21 protein-coding genes and 1 pseudogene are annotated in these 22,508 nt (G+C 46.8%); 17 read left to right on the top strand and 5 right to left on the bottom strand.

Features of this window, described 5'->3' with window-relative positions; translation table 11 throughout:
• The first annotated feature begins 70 nt into the window (after positions 1-70).
• From BM122_RS05975 to pilQ, 5 genes are read left to right on the top strand one after another with little or no spacing between them, the layout of a single operon-like run.
• Positions 71-1,174, top strand: coding sequence for a pilus assembly protein PilM (locus BM122_RS05975; RefSeq protein WP_074904472.1), 1,104 nt, complete (start codon positions 71-73; stop codon positions 1,172-1,174).
• Positions 1,171-1,758 carry a PilN domain-containing protein gene (locus BM122_RS05980; RefSeq protein ID WP_074904473.1) on the top strand — a complete coding sequence of 196 codons (588 nt, stop codon included), beginning with the start codon at positions 1,171-1,173 and terminating at the stop codon, positions 1,756-1,758. Before BM122_RS05975 ends, BM122_RS05980 begins: the two co-directional genes overlap by 4 nt.
• Before the next feature lie 18 nt (positions 1,759-1,776).
• Positions 1,777-2,403, top strand: coding sequence for a type IV pilus inner membrane component PilO (locus BM122_RS05985; RefSeq protein ID WP_074904474.1), 627 nt, complete (start codon positions 1,777-1,779; stop codon positions 2,401-2,403).
• Positions 2,400-2,933 carry a pilus assembly protein PilP gene (locus BM122_RS05990; protein ID WP_074904475.1) on the top strand — a complete coding sequence of 178 codons (534 nt, stop codon included), beginning with the start codon at positions 2,400-2,402 and terminating at the stop codon, positions 2,931-2,933. Before BM122_RS05985 ends, BM122_RS05990 begins: the two co-directional genes overlap by 4 nt.
• Positions 2,933-5,062: a type IV pilus secretin PilQ gene (gene pilQ / locus BM122_RS05995; RefSeq protein ID WP_083398357.1), complete on the top strand. Its 2,130-nt coding sequence runs from the start codon at positions 2,933-2,935 to the stop codon at positions 5,060-5,062. The genes BM122_RS05990 and pilQ overlap by 1 nt, the downstream gene beginning before the upstream one ends.
• A 317-nt stretch (positions 5,063-5,379) precedes the next feature.
• Here pilQ and trmL read toward each other — a convergent pair whose 3' ends face one another.
• Both trmL and BM122_RS06005 read right to left on the bottom strand, forming a co-directional pair.
• Positions 5,380-5,850: a tRNA (uridine(34)/cytosine(34)/5-carboxymethylaminomethyluridine(34)-2'-O)-methyltransferase TrmL gene (trmL, locus tag BM122_RS06000; RefSeq protein ID WP_074904476.1), complete on the bottom strand. Its 471-nt coding sequence runs from the start codon at positions 5,848-5,850 to the stop codon at positions 5,380-5,382.
• A gap of 10 nt (positions 5,851-5,860) precedes the next feature.
• Complete coding sequence (locus BM122_RS06005; protein ID WP_256211910.1) at positions 5,861-6,568, bottom strand: ComF family protein; 708 nt, start codon at positions 6,566-6,568, stop codon at positions 5,861-5,863.
• A 160-nt stretch (positions 6,569-6,728) separates the two neighbouring features.
• Here BM122_RS06005 and bioB point away from each other — a divergent pair, with 160 nt between their 5' ends.
• The 5 genes from bioB to bioD all read left to right on the top strand — a co-directional run bounded on the left by bioB (position 6,729) and on the right by bioD (position 11,325).
• Positions 6,729-7,688 carry a biotin synthase BioB gene (bioB, locus tag BM122_RS06010; protein WP_256211911.1) on the top strand — a complete coding sequence of 320 codons (960 nt, stop codon included), beginning with the start codon at positions 6,729-6,731 and terminating at the stop codon, positions 7,686-7,688.
• A 12-nt stretch (positions 7,689-7,700) separates the two neighbouring features.
• Complete coding sequence (gene bioF / locus BM122_RS06015) at positions 7,701-8,867, top strand: 8-amino-7-oxononanoate synthase (protein ID WP_074904479.1); 1,167 nt, start codon at positions 7,701-7,703, stop codon at positions 8,865-8,867.
• A 45-nt stretch (positions 8,868-8,912) separates the two neighbouring features.
• On the top strand, positions 8,913-9,671 hold the full coding sequence (bioH, locus tag BM122_RS06020; protein ID WP_074904480.1) for a pimeloyl-ACP methyl ester esterase BioH: 759 nt from the start codon (positions 8,913-8,915) through the stop codon (positions 9,669-9,671).
• A complete protein-coding gene (gene bioC, locus BM122_RS06025; RefSeq protein ID WP_074904481.1) occupies positions 9,661-10,542 on the top strand; it encodes a malonyl-ACP O-methyltransferase BioC in 882 nt (293 codons plus the stop codon). Before bioH ends, bioC begins: the two co-directional genes overlap by 11 nt.
• Positions 10,543-10,644: 102 nt before the next feature.
• On the top strand, positions 10,645-11,325 hold the full coding sequence (gene bioD / locus BM122_RS06030; RefSeq protein ID WP_256211912.1) for a dethiobiotin synthase: 681 nt from the start codon (positions 10,645-10,647) through the stop codon (positions 11,323-11,325).
• A 161-nt stretch (positions 11,326-11,486) separates the two neighbouring features.
• On the opposite strand, the gene pip is transcribed toward bioD, so the two are convergent.
• Positions 11,487-12,449, bottom strand: a complete 963-nt coding sequence (gene pip, locus BM122_RS06035; RefSeq protein ID WP_074904483.1) for a prolyl aminopeptidase — start codon at positions 12,447-12,449, stop codon at positions 11,487-11,489.
• Positions 12,450-12,985: 536 nt separating this feature from the next.
• On the opposite strand from pip, the gene BM122_RS06040 reads away from it, so the two are divergent.
• The 7 genes and pseudogenes from BM122_RS06040 (at position 12,986) to BM122_RS06065 (ending at position 18,424) form a co-directional block, all read left to right on the top strand.
• A complete protein-coding gene (locus BM122_RS06040; RefSeq protein WP_074904484.1) occupies positions 12,986-14,149 on the top strand; it encodes a patatin-like phospholipase family protein in 1,164 nt (387 codons plus the stop codon).
• Positions 14,150-14,161: 12 nt separating this feature from the next.
• Positions 14,162-14,884, top strand: coding sequence for a TerC family protein (locus tag BM122_RS06045; RefSeq protein ID WP_074904485.1), 723 nt, complete (start codon positions 14,162-14,164; stop codon positions 14,882-14,884).
• A gap of 41 nt (positions 14,885-14,925) precedes the next feature.
• Positions 14,926-15,351 carry a universal stress protein gene (locus tag BM122_RS06050; protein WP_074904486.1) on the top strand — a complete coding sequence of 142 codons (426 nt, stop codon included), beginning with the start codon at positions 14,926-14,928 and terminating at the stop codon, positions 15,349-15,351.
• Positions 15,352-15,595: 244 nt separating this feature from the next.
• Positions 15,596-17,432 (top strand): annotated as a pseudogene (locus tag BM122_RS06055) (GspE/PulE family protein); the annotation flags it as partial.
• Positions 17,433-17,498: 66 nt separating this feature from the next.
• Positions 17,499-17,846 carry an REP-associated tyrosine transposase gene (locus tag BM122_RS06060; RefSeq protein ID WP_305728207.1) on the top strand — a complete coding sequence of 116 codons (348 nt, stop codon included), beginning with the start codon at positions 17,499-17,501 and terminating at the stop codon, positions 17,844-17,846.
• A complete protein-coding gene (locus BM122_RS25730; protein ID WP_305728208.1) occupies positions 17,834-18,028 on the top strand; it encodes a hypothetical protein in 195 nt (64 codons plus the stop codon). Before BM122_RS06060 ends, BM122_RS25730 begins: the two co-directional genes overlap by 13 nt.
• A gap of 72 nt (positions 18,029-18,100) precedes the next feature.
• Positions 18,101-18,424 carry an REP-associated tyrosine transposase gene (locus BM122_RS06065; protein ID WP_218152011.1) on the top strand — a complete coding sequence of 108 codons (324 nt, stop codon included), beginning with the start codon at positions 18,101-18,103 and terminating at the stop codon, positions 18,422-18,424.
• Positions 18,425-18,831: 407 nt separating this feature from the next.
• Here BM122_RS06065 and BM122_RS06070 read toward each other — a convergent pair whose 3' ends face one another.
• Together BM122_RS06070 and glnE are read right to left on the bottom strand one after the other, a co-directional pair.
• Entirely contained in the window at positions 18,832-19,317 is a 486-nt protein-coding gene (locus BM122_RS06070) for a pilin (protein WP_074904487.1), read from the bottom strand.
• Positions 19,318-19,514: 197 nt separating this feature from the next.
• Positions 19,515-22,307 (bottom strand): bifunctional [glutamate--ammonia ligase]-adenylyl-L-tyrosine phosphorylase/[glutamate--ammonia-ligase] adenylyltransferase, encoded by a 2,793-nt coding sequence (glnE, locus tag BM122_RS06075; RefSeq protein WP_074904488.1) that lies wholly within the window; start codon positions 22,305-22,307, stop codon positions 19,515-19,517.
• Positions 22,308-22,508: the final 201 nt, after the last annotated feature.

Raw genomic sequence — 22,508 nt, forward strand, 5'->3', positions numbered from 1 at the left:
CGATGACAATCTTTGCATGCCATCTGATAATTAAAATACTGCACTTTAAGATATTGTTTCTAATAAATCAATGTTGAATAAAAGCTTTGATATCCATCTTAATTTCTTTTCTACGAAATCATCACGGCTCTTAGGGGTAGATATCAGTGCTTCGTCGGTGAAAATGATCGAGCTTTCCATGATTAACAAAGCTGAGAACACATTACGCCTTGAGCGATATGTCATTGAGCCGATGCCGAAAGAAGCTATTCTTGATGGCAATATCAATAATCTCAAGCAAGTAGGAGATAGCCTCCATCGTGGATGGAAGCGCATGGAGACACGTGTAAAAAATATCGCACTCGCACTACCCGCGGCTGCTGTCATTACCAAAAAAATTATCATGTCTGTTGGGCAACGAGAAGATGATCTAGTTTTCCAAGTTGAAACAGAGGCGAATCAATATATTCCATTTACGCTGGACGAAGTAAATCTCGATTTTCAGGTCATCAGAGCAATACCCGAGAATCCAAATGAGGTAGAAGTCCTGATCGCTGCTGCACGCAAGGAAAAAGTGGAAGATCGTGTTGCTGCTGCATTAACGGCTGGTCTAAAAGCAGTCGTAATAGATGTCGAGCACTTCGCTGCCCAAACTTCTTTTGAGTTAATTGAACGTCAGTTGCCTGAAAGAGGCAAGGATCAAGTGATTGCACTGGTCGATATCGGTGCGAGTACTACCCGTTTAAATGTTCTTTACAATGGTGGATTTGTGTATACACGGGATCAGCCGATTGGGGGAGCTCAGTTAACTCAGGAAATCCAAAATCAGTTTAATTTGACATATGAAGAAGCAGAAGCAGCCAAGCGCAAGGGGAGTTTACCCAAAAGCTATCAGACGAATGTGCTGCAACCTTTCTGCGAAACACTCGCGCAGGAGGTAACACGTGCTTTGCAGTTCTTTTTTACTTCTACCCAATATACCCAGATTGACTACATTTTTCTTTCTGGTGGATGCGCAATAGTTCCTGGTTTGGAGGAGATCATGACTGAACGTACCCAAGTTAAGACACAAATCGCTAACCCTTTTGTAAATATGGAACTATCTAACCGTATCTCCCTCAAGCAGCTGAAAGTAGATGCCCCGCTATTAATGACTGCCTGTGGATTAGCAATGCGGGGCTTTGATCCCTCATGAGTCGCATTAATTTACTTCCGCACCGTGAACTTAAACGTAAGGCACGCCAGCAACAGTTTGCCATATTGGCTGGAGCCGCATGTGTTCTTGGCATACTGATTGTCTGGGCAGGGCATGAGGCCATCTTAGGAAAGATTGAGTATCAGAATAGGCGTAATCAATACCTGCAGAGTCAAATTGCTATTCTCGATAAGCAAATTGTAGAAATCAAACAAATCAAGCAGCAACTCAAGGAAGTGCTCGCACGCAAAGAGGTAGTGGAGACATTACAAGTCAATCGTACTCATGTCGTTTATATGTTAGATCAGCTGGCTAGACTAGTGCCAGATGGGGTATATCTCAAGAGTCTCAAGCAAAATAATGAGCACATCCATCTTTCTGGCTATGCGCAATCAAATGCTTGGGTATCTACCTTAATGCGGAATTTGGATGCGTCACCCATATTTGAATCTCCTCTATTGATCGAGATCAAGGCAGTGAATGTCAATAATGTACGTATGAATGAATTTGATTTGAATGTGAGGCTCACCGAGCTATTGACTAGTTGGGATAATGGACCTACGCCAGCCAATATTTCCAATTAACTAAAAAGGTCGATGAGGATGAATTTATTGGAACAATTGCGCCTACTTAACCCCAATGATCCCGGTAGCTGGCCGATAGTCATCAAGGCCAGTGCATTGATCAGCTTGCTGATGGCGATTGTCGTGGTAGGTTATTTTCTGGATTGGCAAGAACAGTCAGAAATTCTTGAAAGGACTGAAGCCGAGGAAGTGACCCTTAAAGAAACTTATCTGATCAAAAAAAGAAGCGCTATCAATTTGGATATTATGCGGCAACAATTACAGGAGATCGAGCAGACGTTAAGTGTGATGCTGAAACAATTACCCAATAAATCTGAAATAGATGCTTTGCTGATAGATATTAATCGGGCTGGTTTAGGACGAGGATTGCAATTTGAATTATTCAAGCCTGCAGCGAGCGAAACGATCAAGGAAATTTATGCTGAATTACCCGTGACGGTACGTGTCATAGGCAACTATCACGATATTGGTGCTTTTGCAAGCGATGTTTCCCAGTTACCTCGTATTGTGACATTAAATGATATCAATATTACTCCTGGGAAGGAGCAAAATTTGGTATTGAACGCAGTCGCAAAGACCTTTCGCTATCTTGATGATGAAGAGCTTGCTCATCAGGTCAAGAGCAACAGTGGAGGGAATAAATGATTAAATGGTTTCATCATTTATGGAGTGTGTTGTTTGTTATCATTTCGGCCTCGGCCTGTAGTGAAGGTACTTACAGTGATCTTGAAGAGTTTGTGAACAAATCTGGAGAAGGGTTGCGTGGCAAGGTCGATCCATTACCTCAGATCAGGTCTTTTGCTCAGTTCAATTATGAAGCATTTAACGTTTCCGATCCTTTCAATGCGCAAAAAAACATTCCATCCAGCAAGCATGACACACTTCAGCCGGATCTGAAACGGCGCAAGGAAACATTGGAGAATTTTCCACTGGAAAATCTGACAATGGTTGGAACATTACAGCGAAATAAGCAAATTTTTGCATTAGTAAGAACGCCAGATAATACCGTGCAACGTGTCAAAATTGGTAACTACTTGGGTCAGAATTTTGGATTGATTACCGATATTTCTGAGACAGAAATCAAGCTAAAGGAAATCGTACAAGACAGTGTCAATGTTTGGATCGAGCGCCTGAGTACGCTTGTATTGCAAGTGCAGGCGCAGGCGCAGAAATAATGAGAATGATGATAGCGAGAGTGTTTTTCGACGGGTGGCGATCTGCATCCCAACTCATACTATTATTTATATTATTTCAGGTCTTCACCGTCACGGCAGATAATCTGGCGCATGAGGAATCCATGCAGCAGAACAGAATCAATGCAATCGATGTGGTTAGCAATCGAAGCAGGCAAATCATGGTTAAAGTATCGCTTGATCAACTGCTTGATACGGCTCCTGTAGGCATTTCTTTAAACAATCCGGACAGAATTTATTTTGATTTTATCAATACGATTAATGCACTTGGCAAAAAAGTACAAACAGTAGGTGAAGGAGATTTGAGTAGCATTGACATTGTGCAAACAGAAAACCGTACCCGCATGGTGATGAACTTGTTAAAGCCTATGACCTATGAGACTAAAATTGTAGGAAATCAGCTGCTTATTTCGCTAAATGGACTCAATGCAAAAAAAACTACCAATGCTTCCGTTCATTCTTTTAACAGCTTAGATATCCAGAAGAAAAAGCTATTAAGTCTGCAAGATATCGATTTCAAGCGTGGCCTGAATGGCGAGGGTCGTGTGGAAGTCGATCTTTCCGCACCAGGCGCCGGAGTCGATGTTCGTCAACAGGATAGCCGGATCATAATCGAATTCATCAACGCTTATTTGCCTCCTCATTTAGAGCGTCGTGTGGATGTGGTAGATTTTGCCACACCGGTGCAAATCATAGAAACCATGGCAAAAAGTAATAACGTACAGATGGTCATCAAATCCAAAGGGCGGTGGGAGCATACTTCCTATCACGCAGGAACTAGATTTATTCTGGACGTCAAACCGATTGTCGAGAGCGAAGATGTGCCTGCCCACAGGAAATTGGTCACGGGAGGGTATACTGGCGAGAAACTATCGCTTGATTTTCAGAATGTGGAAGTCCGCTCAGTTTTGCAGGTTCTGGCTGATTTTACTAATCTGAATATTATTGCCAGCGATTCAGTTAAAGGAAATCTTACTTTACGCCTGAAAGACGTTCCTTGGGACCAAGCTTTAGATATTGTACTTCAGTCCCAAGAGCTCGATAAGCGTCGAGTAGGTAATGTCATTTTTATTGCTCCACGTGAGGAGTTAGCTGCCAGGGAAAAAACTGAACTGGAGTCTCGTCAGCAAATTACTGAATTAGAGCCTTTGCATACTGAGACTTTCAGATTAAATTATCGGACAGCCAGTTCAATTCCTCTCAAAGGGATTTTGAGTCAACGCGGAACGGTAGAAGTTGACGATATCAGTAATACTTTGACCGTTACCGATATCCCTATCAGACTGGCAGAGGTCGCCAAACATATCAGAAATCTTGATACCTCTGTGCGTCAAGTCATGATCGAGTCCCGTATCGTGGTAGCGACGGATACATTTAGTCGCAATCTGGGTGCACGATTTGGCGTACAAAGTGCTCATCAGATAGGAAACCGTAATTTGGGGATCTCTGGCAATCTGGACAGCTCCAGCGCACTTGCTGCTGGCACCGCTCCGGGCGGTGGTCAGAATCTTAACGTCAATTTACCCGCTGCTGCGATTGCGGGTGCAGCAGGGGGGCCGGCTGCTTTAGCGCTGAGTTTAATCAAAATCAATGATGATTCGCTGATCAATTTAGAATTATCCGCGCTGGAATCAGACAGTAAAGGCAGAGTGATTGCCAGTCCACGTCTAGTCACGGCTAACCGCGTAGAAGCAACTATTGAACAGGGAACCGAAATACCTTTCCAAATTGTCAGTCAGCTCGGAAGGCCGCAGATTCAGTTCAAAAAAGCTGTACTGGCTCTTAAGGTAACACCACAGATTACTCCGGATGACAATATTATTATGAAGCTGCAAGTTAATCAGGACACCCGTGGTCAAGATACGCCCGCTGGACCAGCGATTGACACCAAACAAATTACGACTGAAGTACTCATTGAGAATGGTGGAACAGTGGTAATTGGTGGGATTTTCGAGCGGCAGGAAAATATAGCTAATAACAAGGTGCCTTTGCTAGGTGATGTGCCGATACTCGGTAATCTCTTCAGGAATAATTCAAAACGGGATGATAAGCGAGAACTTTTAATTTTTGTCACCCCTCGGATTTTGAATGAAAATTTAAGCATACGCTAAATAATTAAACCTAGACTTTTCAGTTGGTTGCTCGCTCTGTTGTTAATATTACCAATATAATAAGCCTTTCCTATCGATTTCATTCTTACCCACTTGCTTATTTTCGCTGCCGTACCGATTGATGGCGCGATTTTACAAACACATAGCTGCGTTGCAACTCCTTATTCCATTTCTAAATCAAAACTGATTTTGTCGGCTTCACTTTGCCGTATTATGGATACTGTCTGCGGCTCACCTTCGTGTCATTTTTGATTTGGAATTAGAATGGAACGACTGCAGAACCGCACATTCCTTCACAGCCGACTGAGAAATCTAGATTAAAAGTTCTCGTTTACGATAAACCCAAGCTGTCGCCAAGCTTCGTAGATGACGATGGAAACAGCATTAGCAAGATTCAAGCTGCGACGGTCAGGCAGCATGGGAATATGGATACGTTGCGTATTGGAAAAACTCTCCAGAATTTCAATCGGTAATCCACGGGTTTCTGTACCAAACAGAAAAACATCTTGAGGGTGATACTTAACCTGATCATAGCGTTGGGTTCCTTTGGTGGACACAGCAAAAATACGCCGTCCTGGTAAGCTATGCATACATTCTTCCCAACTTTTGTGTAGCACGACATGAGCAAATTCATGATAGTCGAGTCCGGCCCGGAGCAGCTGCCTGTCATTCAGAAGAAACCCTAACGGTTTGACCAAATGAAGTGTAGCGCCTGTATTGGCACAAAGTCGGATGATATTACCGGTATTGGGAGGAATCTCAGGCTGATAGAGAATAACATTCAGCATAAGGCATATTCTATAACATAGTCTGATGATGCTCAGTGGTTTTGATTAAAGCGGATGACGGCATTGCTCTAGCGATCACCCATACACTCACCCCGGTAGCCCCTTCTTTACGTACCACCTTGGCCAATTCATTCAATGTGGCACCGCTTGTCATGACATCATCCAGTAAGGCAACATGCTTATGTGCGAGACTCGTAGTACATTCAAACGCATTTCGCATATTAGTTAACCGTTTCTTCCAGGATAACTCAGTTTGAGAAAACGTGTCTTTGGTACGCACACAAGCATGAGGCAGCAAGGGAACATTGATTTGTCTGGATAGATGTCGGCTTATTTCTAGCGCCTGGTTAAAGCCTCTCTCCTGTAATTTAGTCGGATGGAGCGGAACAGGGATGATGACATCGGGTAGAGGGCAGTGATTCATTTTTGCGAGCAATAGATTGGCCAAGATGGGCGCCACAGCCAGGTTGCCTTGATATTTAAGCGAATGAATCATGGCATCGATGGGAAAAACGTATTGTAGTGCTGCAAGCGCATGTGTCCATACTGGCGGATGCTTGAGGCAATTACCACAAATATAGGAATCTTTTGTGGGCAATAAGCACAAAGGGCAATGTTCAGAAGGTAATTGGGGTAAGCTTTCATGGCAGGCACGACACAGATCGCTTTCGCAGGCTGCCAAGCATAAAAAACAATTTGTTGGGAACAGGGTTTGCACAAAATTTAATCGCCTGTTCAAAAATCTTGAAAGAAAATTTGACAATTGAAGCTTGATCCTTGATGATTCCTAACACCGTATTATAGATCGAGCAAAAATTTCTGGCCTTATCATGATTGAATCCAGTACCAAGTCTGTTTCAAATGAAAAAAAGAAAGCTATGGGTGATCAACAGGATCGTAACCATATGGCACAATGGAGTGTTCCACAAATCCAGGCCTTACTAGATCTCCCTTTTACTGATTTGGTTCATCAAGCGCAAACCATTCATCGGCAATACCATGATGCCAATGCAATTCAATTATCTACGCTGATTTCTGTTAAAACAGGTGGCTGCCCGGAAGACTGTGGTTACTGCCCCCAGGCCGCACGTTATCATACCGGCGTTGAGAATCAGGATATGCTGTCGCTGGATACCGTTGTGGCCGCTGCGCAGGCAGCCAAGACGGAAGGAGCGACACGATTTTGTATGGGGGCAGCCTGGCGTGGCCCCAAACAACGTGATATTGATAAAATGAGCGAAATCATCGGCGCTGTAAAGGTGCTGGGACTTGAAACCTGTGCTACCTTGGGCATGCTGAAACCGGGGCAGGCTGAGCAACTCAAACAGGCTGGCTTGGATTATTACAATCACAATCTGGATACCTCACCCGAATTCTATGGAGAAATCATTACCACACGCGACTACCAGCATCGCCTCGATACACTTGAGGAAGTGCGTAAGGCAGGTATCAATGTGTGCTGTGGCGGTATTGTAGGTATGGGTGAATCCCGGCTGGCTCGTGCTGGATTGATTGCCCAGCTGGCCAATCTAGATCCTTATCCTGAATCAGTGCCGATCAATTATCTTGTGCAAGTTGAAGGTACGCCGCTTTATAGTACGGAGCCCCTTGATTCGTTCGAGTTTGTACGTACCATTGCAGCCGCCCGTATTACTATGCCAAAAGCGATGGTCAGATTATCTGCAGGAAGACGGCAAATGTCAGAGTCTGTGCAAGCGTTATGTTTTCTTGCCGGAGCTAATTCCATTTTTTATGGAGACAAGCTGCTGACGACAGGTAATCCCGAAACAGAAAGCGACAAAGCATTATTTGAGAAATTGGGGTTACGCACCCTATAGCCAGAAACAGGAATGCTAATAAATCTCTCAGCCAAACTGAGGGAGCGGGAAAAAGCGGGGTTGTACCGTCGCCGATTGATGCTCGAAGGCCCTCAGACGATTCATGCTACGATTGAGGGAAAGCATTATCTTACTTTCTGTAGCAATGATTATCTAGGCCTCGCCAACCACCCCGACTTGATCGGAGCGGCCTGTGCGGGAGCCCAACATTATGGCGTGGGATCAGGTGCATCCCATTTGATCTGCGGCCATTCTTTGGCCCATCACACGCTAGAGGAAGCGTTGGCCCATTTTGTGGGGTTACCCCAGGCATTATTGTTCTCTACCGGCTATATGGCGAATATGGCGGTGATCACGTCGTTGGTCGGTCGTGGTGATACGATTTTCGCCGACAAGCTCAATCATGCTTCACTCAATGACGCAGCGCTGCTTTCCAAGGCAACCTTTAAACGTTATCCCCATCTTGACTTAACCAAACTGGAAAGATACCTGGCTGAATCGGAAGCAAGCGGTAAGCTCGTCGTAACCGATGCCGTGTTCAGCATGGATGGTGACATTGCTCCTGTCGTTGAACTATTGGCGCTATGTGAGCAGTATGGCGCCTGGTTGTTACTGGATGATGCACACGGTTTCGGCGTGCTTGGCAAAAACGGTAATGGTGTCGCGCATGCGTTTGATGGATTTAATCTGCGTTCCCCAAACTTGGTTTACATGGCCACGCTCGGTAAAGCAGCGGGTGTTTCCGGTGCTTTTGTCGCTGCTCAATCCGACATAATAGAAACGCTTATCCAATTCGCGCGCCCTTATGGTTATACCACTGCTACGCCTGCATTATTGGCCCATGTCCTCATGACCAGTTTGTCATTGATCAAACAAGAAGCATGGCGACGCGAAAAATTAATCAAGCTTATAACACAATTGAAAACTAACCTACAATCATTGCGTTGGTTATTAATGCCTTCCATAACGCCCATTCAGCCATTGATGGTAGGACGCAATGACGAAGCCATGCATTTAAGTGAAGCATTACATGACAAAGGAATTCTCGTGCCTGCCATCCGCCCGCCTACTGTTCCGGAGGGAAAAGCTCGATTGCGGATTTCTTTATCAGCTGCACACCGCGAGGAAGATGTTGAGCAATTGAGTGAAACATTACATGATTTGGCAAAAATCATATAATCGAAAGCAGGCAAAAACACTTAACATGAAAAATAGTTGTGTAGTATGAAGCGGTTATATGTAGAAATTGTAGGAAAGGGACCCGATCTCGTGATGTTGCATGGCTGGGCTATGCATAGTGGTATCTGGGGCAGTATCCGCGATCAGCTGGCGCGGCATTTCCGGCTGCATTTGGTGGATCTGCCTGGTCATGGCCAGAGTCCAATGTGGGAATCGTATTCACTCGAAGCCATCGTAAACAGTGTTGCGGAGATTTTGCCCGCGGAAAGCATCGTTTGTGGTTGGTCACTCGGTGGGCAAGTAGCCCTCAAGCTGGCTTTATCTGTACCCACGCAAGTGAGTCAGCTTGTTTTGGTCGCGACCACTCCTTGTTTCGTCAAACGGGAGGATTGGCAGTGGGGAATGGATCAATCTACGCTGCTGCTTTTTATGGAAAATCTGGAGCATCATTATACCCAGACGCTCAACCGTTTTTTTACCCTGCAGGTAAATGGTGGATGTGATATGACACATGTATTAGCGCAAATACGTGACCATTTTTTCCAATATAAGCAACCCGATGGTCACGCGCTCAGGGCAGGTTTACAAATCCTGCTGACCACCGATTTACGTGGAAAATTAGCGGATATTTCTCAACCTGCCTTACTGTTGCATGGAGAAAATGATGTGATCACACATGTGGATGCAGCCAAATGGATGCATCAGCAATTGCCTCACGCAAAATTAGTCGGCTTTCCACACTGTGGTCATGCCCCGTTTTTATCGCATCCGAATCAATTTATAACCAGCCTGTATGATTTATGATCACATTTTAGATAAGCGTCAGTTGCGCCAAGCATTTGAACGAGCTGCAACCAGCTATGATCAAGCGGCCGTTCTGCAGCGGGAAGTGGGGGAGCGCATGCTCTCACGTCTTGATTACATCAAATATACGCCTGATTGGATACTGGATATGGGCAGCGGTACCGGCTATGGCAGCCGTAAGCTTATCGAGCGCTATCCGCATAGCAAATTGGTGGCATTGGATATCGCACTCGCGATGCATTTCCAAGCGCGTCAACCTGTTCCGCGATGGCAGCAATGGTTACCGTTGGGTAAACGCTCTATTACTCATTATGTGGGTGCGGATATCGAACAGCTTCCACTGCGGGATGGTTGCGTGGATATGATTTGGTCGAATCTAACCATTCAGTGGTGTAATGATCTCAAGCAGACCTTTGCGGAAACACATCGTGTTCTGAAAAAAGGAGGACTGCTGATGTTTAGCACCTTTGGTCCGGATACCTTGAAAGAATTAAAGCAGGCCTTTAAAGCAGTGGACAGTTACAACCATATCAATCGCTTCATGGATATGCACGATATCGGCGATCTGCTGGTTTATAGCGGCTTTGCCACACCTGTCATAGATATGGAATACATTACGCTCACTTACCATGAGGTGATGGATATCATGCGTGATCTTAAAACAATTGGTGCGCATAATGTGACACATGGCAGACAGCGTGGCTTGACAGGGAAAGGAAGATGGCAACAAGTGGTGAAGCATTACGAATCATTCCGTCAGGCAGGGAGGCTGCCGGCGACTTTCGAAGTGGTCTATGGTCATGCCTGGAAACCAGAGCCACGACAAGCTGCTCTCAAACCCGAAACCAGACGTAAGCTCGGTCTGGGATAAATGGTTATTCCATTTCCAAATCAAAACTGATTTTGTCGGCTTCACCTTGCCGTATTATTTATACTATCTGCGGCTCGCCTTCGCGTCATTTTTGATTTGGAAATGGAATTAAACACTATGCCAGCAGGCTACTTTGTGACCGGTACGGATACGGCTGTAGGTAAAACTCTCGCAAGTTGCGCGTTGCTACATGCGTTTGCCATGGCAGGTAAATCGGTGATTGGTATGAAGCCAATCGCAGCAGGTTGCGAAAAGGGTAAATGGATGGATGTGGAACGTCTTGTTGAAGCCAGCAACGTATCAGCAGCACGTGAATTGATTAATCCTTATGCGTTAGTGCAGCCGATTGCACCTCATATCGCGGCTAAGCAAACGGGTATCGTGATGGATATCGCAACTGTTCAACGGGCTTTTAAATTGTTACAGGAAATGGCGGAAATGGTCATTGTCGAAGGGGTCGGGGGATTTCTGGTGCCGCTTGATGACCGATACGATGGCAGCGATTTGGCGCGCGCATTGAAATTACCCGTGGTATTGACAGTAGGATTGCGGTTGGGCTGTCTCAACCATGCTTTATTAACTGCCCGGGCTATTCATTCAAGTGGGTTAACCCTGGCAGGCTGGGTAGCTAATCAGATTGATCCTCATATGGAAAGCCAAGCAGAAAACATTCGTACCTTGCAACACCGCCTGGATTGTCCTCTGCTTGGCGTTTTGCCATTTAGCGAAAAAATAGAGGCAAGGGATTATGCTGGGTTGCTCGATATCTGGCAGCTTATCTAATTCCATTGCTAAATCAAAACTGGCTTTGTCGGCTTCACCTTGCCGTATTATTTATACTGTTTGCGGCTTGCCTTCGCGTCATTTTTGATTTAGAAATGGAATGAGACCCCCCTCGTATCATGTTTGATTGGGAAAATGGAATGATGGAGCAGCTAGCAGGTCTATTTGAGCGGCTTAAGAATGGTTTTGAATTTAACTGTTGCTTGCACCAGCGCCGCGCGAATACCGGGCTCCCACGCAGAATGACCCGCATCCTCGATAATGACATATTCGGCTTGAGGCCAGGCATGGTATAAGTCATCTGCGCTGACGATCGGGCAAACGGCATCATAACGTCCCTGCACGATGGTGGCAGGAATGCCTTGGAGTTTTTTGACATTATCCAGCAACACATTTTGCGGCAAGAAGATATCATGACTGAAATAATGGGCTTCCATGCGTGCAAGCCCGAGCGCAACCGTATCGCTTGTAAAATAATTGACGGTTTCCGGGCTGGGCAGCAAAGTGGAGCATCTGCCTTCATAGCAACCCCATGCACGGGCGGCAGGCATATGGATGGCAGGATCCGGGTCCATCAAGCGTTGATAATAAGCTGCGAGGATATCTTTTCGTTCATGCGGGGAGAGTGGTGCGACAAAATCCCGCCAGGCTTCTGGAAAGAAATGGCGCAGCCCATAAAGAAACCAGTCGATTTCGCTTTTGCGGCAAAGAAAAATGCCCCGCAGAATGAATCCCAGGCAACGTGAGGGGTGGGCTTCTCCGTATGCGAGTGCCAATGTGCTGCCCCAGGAGCCTCCGAATACGAGCCACTGTTCGATACTCAGATATTGTCGCAAGGTTTCGATGTCCTCGATAAGATGAGGCGTGGTATTGTCTCGAATTTCACCTAGGGGTGTGGAGCGTCCCGCTCCACGCTGATCATAAATGATGATGCGGTAGTGAGCAGGATCAAAGAAACGACGATGATTGGGTGCTGATCCAGCACCTGGCCCACCATGTAGAAACAAGACGGGTAAACCCTTAGGATTACCTGATTGTTCCCAATATAGGGTGTGCTGCGCATCGACCGGCAACATTCCTTGCTGATAAGGCTCGATTTCCGGGTAAAGCTCGGTATGTGACATGTTATCCTCTATGATTGATGGTATAAATCTGCCAGTTTACTGATTGTGGAGATATTGGAAAAGCAAAAGAAATTGTTGAGAGTTGCGCCATTTGCACATTTGCTCATTTGTTTGAGATCGTGCCCTGATTCCATTTTCCAATTAAAAATAACGCGAAGGCGAGCCGCAGACAGTATAAATCATATGGTAAGGTGAAGCTGACAAAGTCAGTTTTGATTTAGAAATGGAATGATAAGGTAGGATAACGATTGAAACTGTATACCTGGCTAAAGGAAACGATTATGATGCATATTTCATAGTAGAGCATGAGAGTTCAATGTGACAGGCAGAAATAGCAACGCTAATGAGTGAACGGCACAATCTTTTGAACATTTAAAATAAGCGGGTCACGGCACCACTTATTGCCAACATGATTATGAGATGCTGTGAAAATATTTATCGTGAGATCAGTATGCTATGTATGATCAATCAGCGTAAGTAATTTATCTGAAGAAGCTTTGTGTTACTTGAAAAGCTGAGAAAGAAATTAATAGCCAGTGAGTGAGCCGAATAATACTTCCGCACAATCATCTAAATTAGGCTTGTTTTTGACAGGTGGAGGCGCGCGCGCTGCTTATCAAGTAGGTGTGCTGCGTGCAATTGCTGAATTGTTGCCTTCTCCTGCGCATAGCCCTTTTCCTGTTATTTGTGGAACCTCAGCCGGTGCCATTAATGCAGCAGGTTTGGCCATGTCGGCCACCCATTTTGCGACAGGTGTGCGGCAACTGGAGGCAGTGTGGGGAAATTTGCACGTTGACCAGGTGCACCGGGCAGATCTTCTGGGTGTGGTCCGCAACACGGCCCATTGTGTGGGTTCATTGCTGTCGAGCGAGGTGAAGAAAGAAACGCCTTTTGCACTACTGGATAATGCTCCCCTGAGAACGCTGCTTGGCTGCCGTTTGCCGTTTCGTGGTATCCAGAGAAGTATCCACCTTGGCGCATTGCATGCACTGGGGGTAACCGTTTGGGGTTATACTTCAGGACAATCGGTAACGTTTTATCAAGGCCATGAAAGTATTCAGCCCTGGAGTCGGGTGATGCGTGTCGGTGTGGCATCACGTATCGGTATCCAGCATTTGCTTGCTTCTTCGGCTATTCCTCTCATTTTTCCGGCCATCCGGCTAAATCGCGAGTACTTTGGCGATGGTTCTATGCGACAACTGGCGCCGCTCAGTCCAGCGTTACATTTGGGAGCAGATCGAATCCTGGTGATCAGTGTGAACAAAAAAAGAGAAATTCCCCTTGAGCGTATTAAAGTCACGAGCTATCCACCCGTAGCCCAAATCGCGGGTCATATGATGAGTAGTATTTTTTTTGATAGCCTGGAAGTTGATCTGGAGCGTCTGGAACGCATTAATGGCACTTTAGCGCTCATTCCGCCTGAGACAAAAAAAGAGGGAAGCATTTTGCTGCGACCCATAAAATCGATGGTGATATCACCTAGCGAAAGAATCAGTGAAATCGCGTGGCAGCATGCTTACTCATTACCACGCACTATGCGCTATTTATATCGTGCCGTGGGAGCAATGAGTCCGAGCGGCTCAAGATTGTTGAGCTATGTTTTATTTGAAGCTTCTTATTGTCGTGCCTTAATTGATCTTGGCTATCGGGACACGATGCAACAGCAAGATGAAATTCTTAAATTTATTACCATGTCTTGAGAGAAATTAAATATGGATTTTTCTGATCCCCAGTTCTGGTTTGCGGCATTACAAATTATTGCGATTGACATCGTACTTGGAGGAGATAATGCAGTCATTATTGCTCTTGCTTGCCGGCGATTGCCTGAGAAGCAACGTAATCAAGGAATTTTCTGGGGAGTTTTTGGTGCAATAACAATACGTATCATATTAGTTTTCTTTGCGCTTAATTTATTAACACTTCCCTTCCTGAAGCTCATAGGCGCGCTGCTGCTGCTTTGGATCGGGATCAAATTACTACAGCCAGAATCGACTGGTGATGGGCATGAAATTGATGCCAGCACTACTCTGATGGGCGCCATTAAAACGATTATCATTGCTGACACGGTCATGAGCCTGGATAATGTGATAGGAATTGCTGGTGCTGCTCGAGGCGATCTTACTCTGGTTATTTTTGGCCTGTTCGTGAGTGTTCCGATCATTGTCTGGGGGAGTAAGCTGGTCATGAAGCTGATGAATCGCTTTCCCCTTACCATTTTTGTTGGGGCTGGATTGCTTGGCTGGATTGCGGGAGACATGGCTATCACCGATTCAGTGACCAGAGAATGGGTCAATGTGCATGCTGCTTTTCTACATTGGCTCATGCCAATTGGCACTGCATTAGTCGTGATCATTATTGGCAAGTGGCTGGCAGCGAGAACGCAGAAAAATATAGCAGTGGTTGATCTCACGAATGACACGAATAAACCCATGTAACCATTAAATAAGTAATAAAAAACAATTTAAGGGAGTGCATCATGTTAAAAATACTACTGCCAGTGGATGGTTCTGAGGCTTGCCACAAGGCCATTGCGCATTTTATCCAGTTGCTCAACTGGTATAAGGAAGTACCAGAAATTCATCTACTCAATGTGCAGTTTCCATTGCATGGTGATATTTCGATGTTTATCAGCCAGGAAAATATCAAGCAATATCACCAAGAAGAAGGATTGAAGGATTTAAAATCAGCATGTGATTTATTAGATCAGGCAGGTATTGCTTATCAGTACCATGTCATTGTAGGTGATGTAGCAAAAATGATCGTTCAATTTGCGACAGAAAAGCAATGTGATCAAATTGTCATTGGGCCACGTGGGCTCGGCACTGTCCAAGGTATGCTGTTGGGATCAGTCGCCAGTAAGCTGATACAGCTTTCACCGGTTCCGGTTCTTTTGGTCAAATAACAAGAATCGGGTGTAATTCCTGCGCTATTAGCGAGAATACCTGCTAGGCAAATCATGTTAAATATCTGGACAAGAAAGGGTAATCACGTCTTGTCATTCAGAGTATAAGCGCTAGCCATCTGAATTCAGGTGGCTGATTTAAGATAAACATGCTTTGCGCGCATTTAATGGGCAAATTGGCTCAGCTTTTCCCGAATCCTATCATTTTGCGGGGATAGGTGAAGCTAGCCAGCTACTGAGCATTGCTTTCAAGCAGCGGCAGAGGCAGCAATTATTGGCAAATTCCAGATATGATCATTTATGATCATTTGATATCAAAGGCTACTCTATCGGCTGCTGAACTTGAGCAGGCCGTGCGATATGCACGTGAGAAAGGATGTGATCTGGAAGAGGTGCTCATCGATTATTTTCAGATCAAACCTGCTCAAATTGGTGAAGCGCTAGCGTATTACTTCCAAGTCCGCTATGAACCGTACCGGGTTGATCGGATTAAACCGTTCGAGGTCTTGAAGAATCTCAAACGGGATTTTGTTGAAAGTAACCACTGGCTACCGATTGATGAAACCAAGGAAGGTCTGGTGGTATTGACGCTCGATCCGGAAAGAATCAAAGCGCTGCGCATAGTCAATCAAATTTTCCCCAAGCATACCATCATCTATACCGTCTGTACCCAGCGAGAATTCAAGGCGACAGTGGATTTGTTCTATGGGAATGGTAAAGGCATTGCCTTGGAAGATAGCGGTAGTATCGATGAGATGCTTTCCAAGCTCAAAGAGAACGAGGAAGCATCGCTGGACGAAATCGATGAGGCTTCTGCCGCTTCTGAAAACGAACTGGTCAAACTCGTCAACAAGATTATCATGGATGCTTACAAAATGGGGGCTTCGGATATCCACCTTGAGCCTTATCCTGGCAAGGAGAAAACTAAAGTTCGTTTTCGCAAGGATGGTTCGCTGATGCCCTACATTGAAATTCCAGCCAGTCATCGCAATGCATTGGTAACGCGGATCAAGATCATGTGTGACCTGGATATTTCCGAGAAGCGCAAACCACAAGATGGCAAAATAAAATTCAGACGGTTTGCACCGCTTGATATTGAACTAAGGGTGGCTACGCTTCCTTCTGCGGGTGGGCTGGAGGATGTCGTCATGCGTATATTGTCAGCGGGAGAGCCGATCCCGCTCGAAAAAATGAATTTTACGGTTCGCAACCTGCGAGAACTCAAATCCATCATCAGCAAACCCTATGGTTTATTTTTCGTCTGTGGCCCGACCGGCTCCGGTAAAACGACCACATTGCATTCGATTTTGAAACACCTCAACACGCCAGAAACCAAAATCTGGACAGCGGAAGATCCCGTTGAGATTACCCAGAAAGGGTTGCGCCAAGTGCAGATCAATGTCAAGGCCGGCCTCACCTTTGCTACGGTGATGAAGTCCTTTCTGCGGGCAGATCCGGATATTATCATGGTGGGGGAAATGCGCGACAGGGAAACGACCAGTCTCGGGATTGAAGCTTCACTGACCGGCCACCTGGTAATGGCTACTCTGCATACCAACAGTGCGCCAGAATCGGTCATCCGCTTACTGGACATGGGTATGGATCCATTCAATTTCTCCGATGCGTTGCTCGGCATTCTGGCGCAACGTCTGGCGAAACGTTTATGCCAATGCAAGAAACCGCATATTGCCAGCCGGGAAGAAATCAGTACGCTATTGATGGAATATTGCGAAGAGTTGAAACACATCGAGCATTTCAAGGCTGACCCTGAGGCAGCTTATCAGAAGATCGAAGCGCGTTGGCGGCAGGAATATGGTGATGAGCATCAACAGATTACCCTGTACCAGGCGGTCGGTTGCGATCAATGCAATGGCACGGGTTACTCAGGGCGCGTGGCGCTGCACGAACTACTGACTGCGACTGATGCCCTGAAAAAGAACATCCAGGAACATGCGCGCGTCGCTGACATGTTCGTGACCGCGCTCACTGATGGCATGTGCACCTTGAAACAGGATGGGATTGATAAAGTGTTGCAGGGGATAACTGACATTCATCAGGTAAGGGCGGTGTGTATCAAGTAATTTCTCTCTATCACGTAGGGCGCAATAACCAGCGGGCATCGCGCCATAGACTTGAATACCGCTACTATGCCTGATTATCGCCGCCTGTGGCATCCTGGCGGCACCTATTTCTTTACCGTTAATCTACTGCAGCGGCATGGCAACCATTTGCTGATCCGGCATATTGACGTCTTGCGTGCCGTTGTTGGCCGGGTTCGAAAGGGTCACCCGTTCCGAATTCATGGCTGGGTGGTATTGCCTGATCACTTACACTGTGTGATAGAGCTGCCGCCAGGCGATGCCGATTTTGCTAGGCTCTGGCATTTGATCAAGATGGGTTTTTCCAAGGCGCTGCCAAAGCAGGAACGGTTATCCACAGTACGGGCCAGACGGGGTGAACGAGGCATTTGGCAGCGCCGCTATTGGAGCACCTGATTCAGGATGAGGCGGATTATCGGGCGCATATGGATTACGTCCACATCAATCCAGTGAAACATGGATTGGTAGAGCGGGTCGTCGATTGGCCGTATTCAACCTTTCATCGATGGGTAGCGCAAGGTGTGTATCCATCGGATTGGGCCGGTGGAACGGAAGATAGCTTGGGCTATGAAGACTAGCAACTGTAGGGTGCAATAAGCGCAGCGCATTGCACCGGATGGTAGAGTGAGGCACATACGGCGCAATGCCCGTTGGTTATTGCGCCCTACGCAGGCTGGCGCTTGATCAAAATGGGTTTTTCCAAAGCGCTCCCAAAGAAGGAACGGTTATTCGCAATGCGGGCCAGGCGGGGTGAACGAGGCATTTGGCAGCGCCGCTATTGGGAACACTTGATTCAGGATGAAGCAGATTATAGGGCGCATATGGATTACGTCCACATTAATCCAGTGAAACATGGATACGTTAAGCGTGTTGCAGATTGGCCGTATTCAACCTTTCATCGATGGGTAGCGCAAGGTGTGTATCCATCGGATTGGGCCGGTGGAACGGAAGATAGTCTGGGGTATGAAGACTAGTTTTTTTGAGGATGAAGCTTATGGGGTGCAACTGGTAGGGTGCAATAAGTGTAACGCATTGCACCGGATGGTGAAGTGAGGCACATGCGGTGCAATGCCCGATGGTTATTACACCCTACGCGGGCTGGGCCGGTGGAATGGATGATAGCTTGGGCTATGAAGAATAGTCCTTTTGAGGATGCAGCTTGTAGGGTGCAATAAGCGCAGCACATTGCACCAGATAGTGAAGTGATGCACATACGGCGCAATGTTAACTGGCTAGTGCACCCTACGCAGATTGCGTAGGGTGTATTTTAAAAAACACGCAGGTATTTCCGGGCAGCTTGAGCGATAGAGTATGGCTCATAGGATGCAATAAGCACATACAGCGCAATGCCCGCCGATTATTGCGCCCTACGCGATTTAAATTAGCAAATTGCACCAGCAGCACGGGTTCTGCAGCCACTCGCTGCATTTACTGCCCAAGCAATTTTACTATCCGCCCCGAGTGTACCGGTAAGGATATATGTGTCGGCAGCTGTAACACCATTAACAGCATTTGGTGTAAATGTTAGTGTTGCTGTACCACCAGCGGTAGCTAGCGTTACTCCAGCTGGATTAAAAACAGTCCCGGAAGAAGCAATACCAGGAATTCCAGCCGCTATAGCTGCTGCATCAGGCACACCAGCAGCAACGGCTATTGCTGTAAATGCACCTGCATTATTACAATTACCATCTTGAGCACATACTTCCAGAGCTAGTTTATATGGTGAAGATGCAGTAATAACTTCTGTGAAGCGAGATTTTACAGTGTAATTCTGATAAGCCGGGATCGCTACTGCTGCCAAAATACCAATAATAGCCACTACAATCATTAACTCGATCAGGGTAAAACCTTTTTGCATGTGCTGCATGAATCATTCTCCTTTGGGTTGAAAAAGCACTCGGTGAGTGCATGGGTTAGTATGAGCAGAAATAATCGCGCAATATCTTACTTAAAAGAATGCCATTAGCATCATAACGACATTCAACAAAAAGTTTAGTTTGAAATAAGCGGCTTATAGGGTGCTTTTCTTGAATTAGCATAGAGTAAACTTGGAGCCCGTTAGGCTTATACCCCAAAGACCTGTTCCCACAGCTGCAATACCGCCATGCGCGCATGGCTTAGATAATCAGCTTCGATGCGGGCAAAGTTGCCTGATTTTTCCGGGGAAGCCAGTGAGCTCTCAAGCTTGGGCCCGGCATTCAAGCGCAGGCGGTGTTGTACGCGACGAAATTCACGGTAGCCTGTGCGCACTTGCTGCGCGGTTTCAGCCGGAATGAGCCCCAGTTCACCGGCCAGTTTCAGAAGCGCGATATTACCGATATTGCCGGTAAGTTGCGGATACTGGTGCGCGTAGCCGAGCACCAGATATTGCACGATGAATTCCACATCGATAATGCCGCCGCGGTCATGTTTGATATCAAACAAGGTAGTGGGGTTAGGGTGAGCATCCAGCATTTTTTCGCGCATCATCAGGATATCCTGTCTGAGCTGAGCGAGATCGCGCGATTCACAGAGAATCTCCCTGCGGATTTGTTCAAATAGCTTGCCAACATGCTGATCGCCGGTGACGAAACGGGCACGCGTCAAGGCCTGATGCTCCCATACCCAGGCTTGAGTATGCTGGTATTGCGTAAAGGCTTCGATGGAACAGGCCAATAATCCGCTGGTGCCATTGGGGCGCAGGCGTAAATCTGTTTCATATAATACCCCGGCTGAAGTGGGGCTGGTTAGCCAGTGATTAATGCTTTGTCCCAGCTTGGTGTAGATCTCCTGTGCATCGGGATGGTTATCCTGGTAAAGGAAAATGATATCGAGATCGGATGCATAGCCAAGCTCCTTTCCACCCAGTTTGCCGTAGCCGATGATAGCAAAAACGGGTTGTTCGCGGTGTTTTTTCTTCAGCCACATCCAGGCGAGGTACAATACATTATCGAGAATGAGATCAGCGAGCTCGGTCAGATGATCGCTGAGGGTTTCCAGCAATAGCTTTCCTTCCAGATCGATCGCCAATAACTGAAATACTTGCGCATGCTGGAAATGCCGCAGGACATCCATTTGCCATTCAGTGATATTGCTTTTGGGGCTGTCCACATGGTTGAGCTGGCGCGTCAGCTCCTGCCTCAGTGCCGGCCAGTCCGGTAATTGATACAACCCGCGCGGTGTCAGCAGTCGATCGAGCAGGATAGGGTGTCTGCCCAGATAATCGCTGGCCCATCGACTCGCGCTGACGAGCTTGGTCACCCGCGGGAGGGTTTGTGGGTGTTCCAGCAATAAGGCCAGGTAAGCGGCTTGCTGGCTAATATGCTCCAATAATTGCAGCATGCGCTCCAGTGTGGCTTCCACCGGTGGAAACTGAGCAATGGCTTCTACCAGAATCGGCATCAGAGATTTAATTTTTTGCTGATTAGCGGGCGGTAATTGCTGGAAAAAATAACTGCCATAACATTGCTGGATGCGCGCCGAGATTTTTTCAGGCTCGGTAAATCCCAGCGTCGTCAGCTGAGTGGTGGCGGCCTCCACTTGAGTCCTGTCTCCGGCCTGCTCCTGCCAGAGACTTGCCAGGATGTCATGAGCTGGCGATTTGCGTGGCGCGGCGAAGATCAATTCAAAGTGGCGCGTGACATTGTTGCGGTGGATATCGAGCTGTTGCAGAAACTCGGCAAAGCGGGCATAACCCATGGCTGCGGCAATTAATTCCTGGTCTTCAGGATTATCAGGCAGATTCTGGGTTTGTTGATCATCGAGGTATTGCAGGCGGTGCTCCAGCTTGCGTAGAAAGCGGTAGGCCTCGATGAGCTCAGTGATGGTTTGAGCAGGAATCGGCTGCTTTTGCTGCAAGCGGTGCAGGGCGGTCAGCGTGGGGCGAATGCATAGATCGGCATCCCGTCCTCCCCGTATCAGTTGAAAAACCTGGGTGATGAATTCAATTTCGCGGATACCACCCGGGCCCAGTTTAATGTTGTCATGCATTTCGCGGCGGTCCACTTCCTTGCGCAGCTGCGCATGCAGGCGGCGCATGGCTTCATAGGCCTCAAAATCGAGGTATTTGCGGAAGACAAAAAGGCGGGTGATGTCCTCCATCAGCACCACCGATGCGGTAGCCGGCCCTGCAATGACCCGGCTCTTGAGCCAAGCATGTCGCTCCCATTCCCTTCCTTGCGTCACAAAATATTCCTCCAGCATTGCGAAGCTGATGGCCAGCGGGCTGTTTTCTCCGTGCGGGCGCAGGCGCATATCGACCCGGAAGACGTAGCCATCCACTGTGTAATCATTTAAACTGGCAATCAGCTTGCGCCCCAGGCGAGTAAAGAAGTCATGGTTGGAGATAGATTTTCTGCCGTTCGTTTCGCCATCCTCTGGATAGATGAAAATCAGATCGACGTCGGAGGAAACATTGAGCTCTCCTCCTCCGAGTTTGCCCATGGCAACGACTAATAATTGCTGCGCGGTTAAACTTTTTTCACCGATAGGTGAACCAAATTGATTTGGATGCGTCATCCAGTTCTGATGATGTGCGAGCGCAAAACGAATAGTGACCTCGGCTAAATGGGTCATCGTGACCATAACTTCAGTCAGATCAGCCATGCCGGCCAGATCACGCGCAGCCAGACGCAGAATGACCCGTTTACGGAGCTTGCGCAGGGCGCTATGCAGACTTGTTTCGTTTACGGTGTGTTCCGGGCAGGTTTCGCCGAGGAATGCGACCATTTCTTCGCGTGCAAAAGGGCGATGGAAATTTTCAACCAGATCGGTGCGTAAACCGGGCTCGCTTTCTAATAGACGGCGCGCATAACGGCTGAAACGAAGGACATTTTTCAGCACGGATTCAGTGGGTGGATTGATGCTGTGTAAAAACATATTCAAGGTTAAAATAAAGCATGCTGGGTTTGCTAAGATCAGTTATGTCACTAGGTAGATAAAATGAGTGTTTTGTAGGGGAGGGTCACGGCCCGCGGCCCACGCAATGCTCCTATTAGAAATTCTATTAAAAACGCCATTTTGATCAAGCTTTTCTTTTTTACTTTCTAGGATTAAGCAGTTTTTTCAGAATAAAACTGT

The sequence above is a fragment of the Nitrosomonas communis genome, from assembly GCF_900114745.1.
Classification (GTDB): Bacteria; Pseudomonadota; Gammaproteobacteria; order Burkholderiales; family Nitrosomonadaceae; genus Nitrosomonas; species Nitrosomonas communis_A.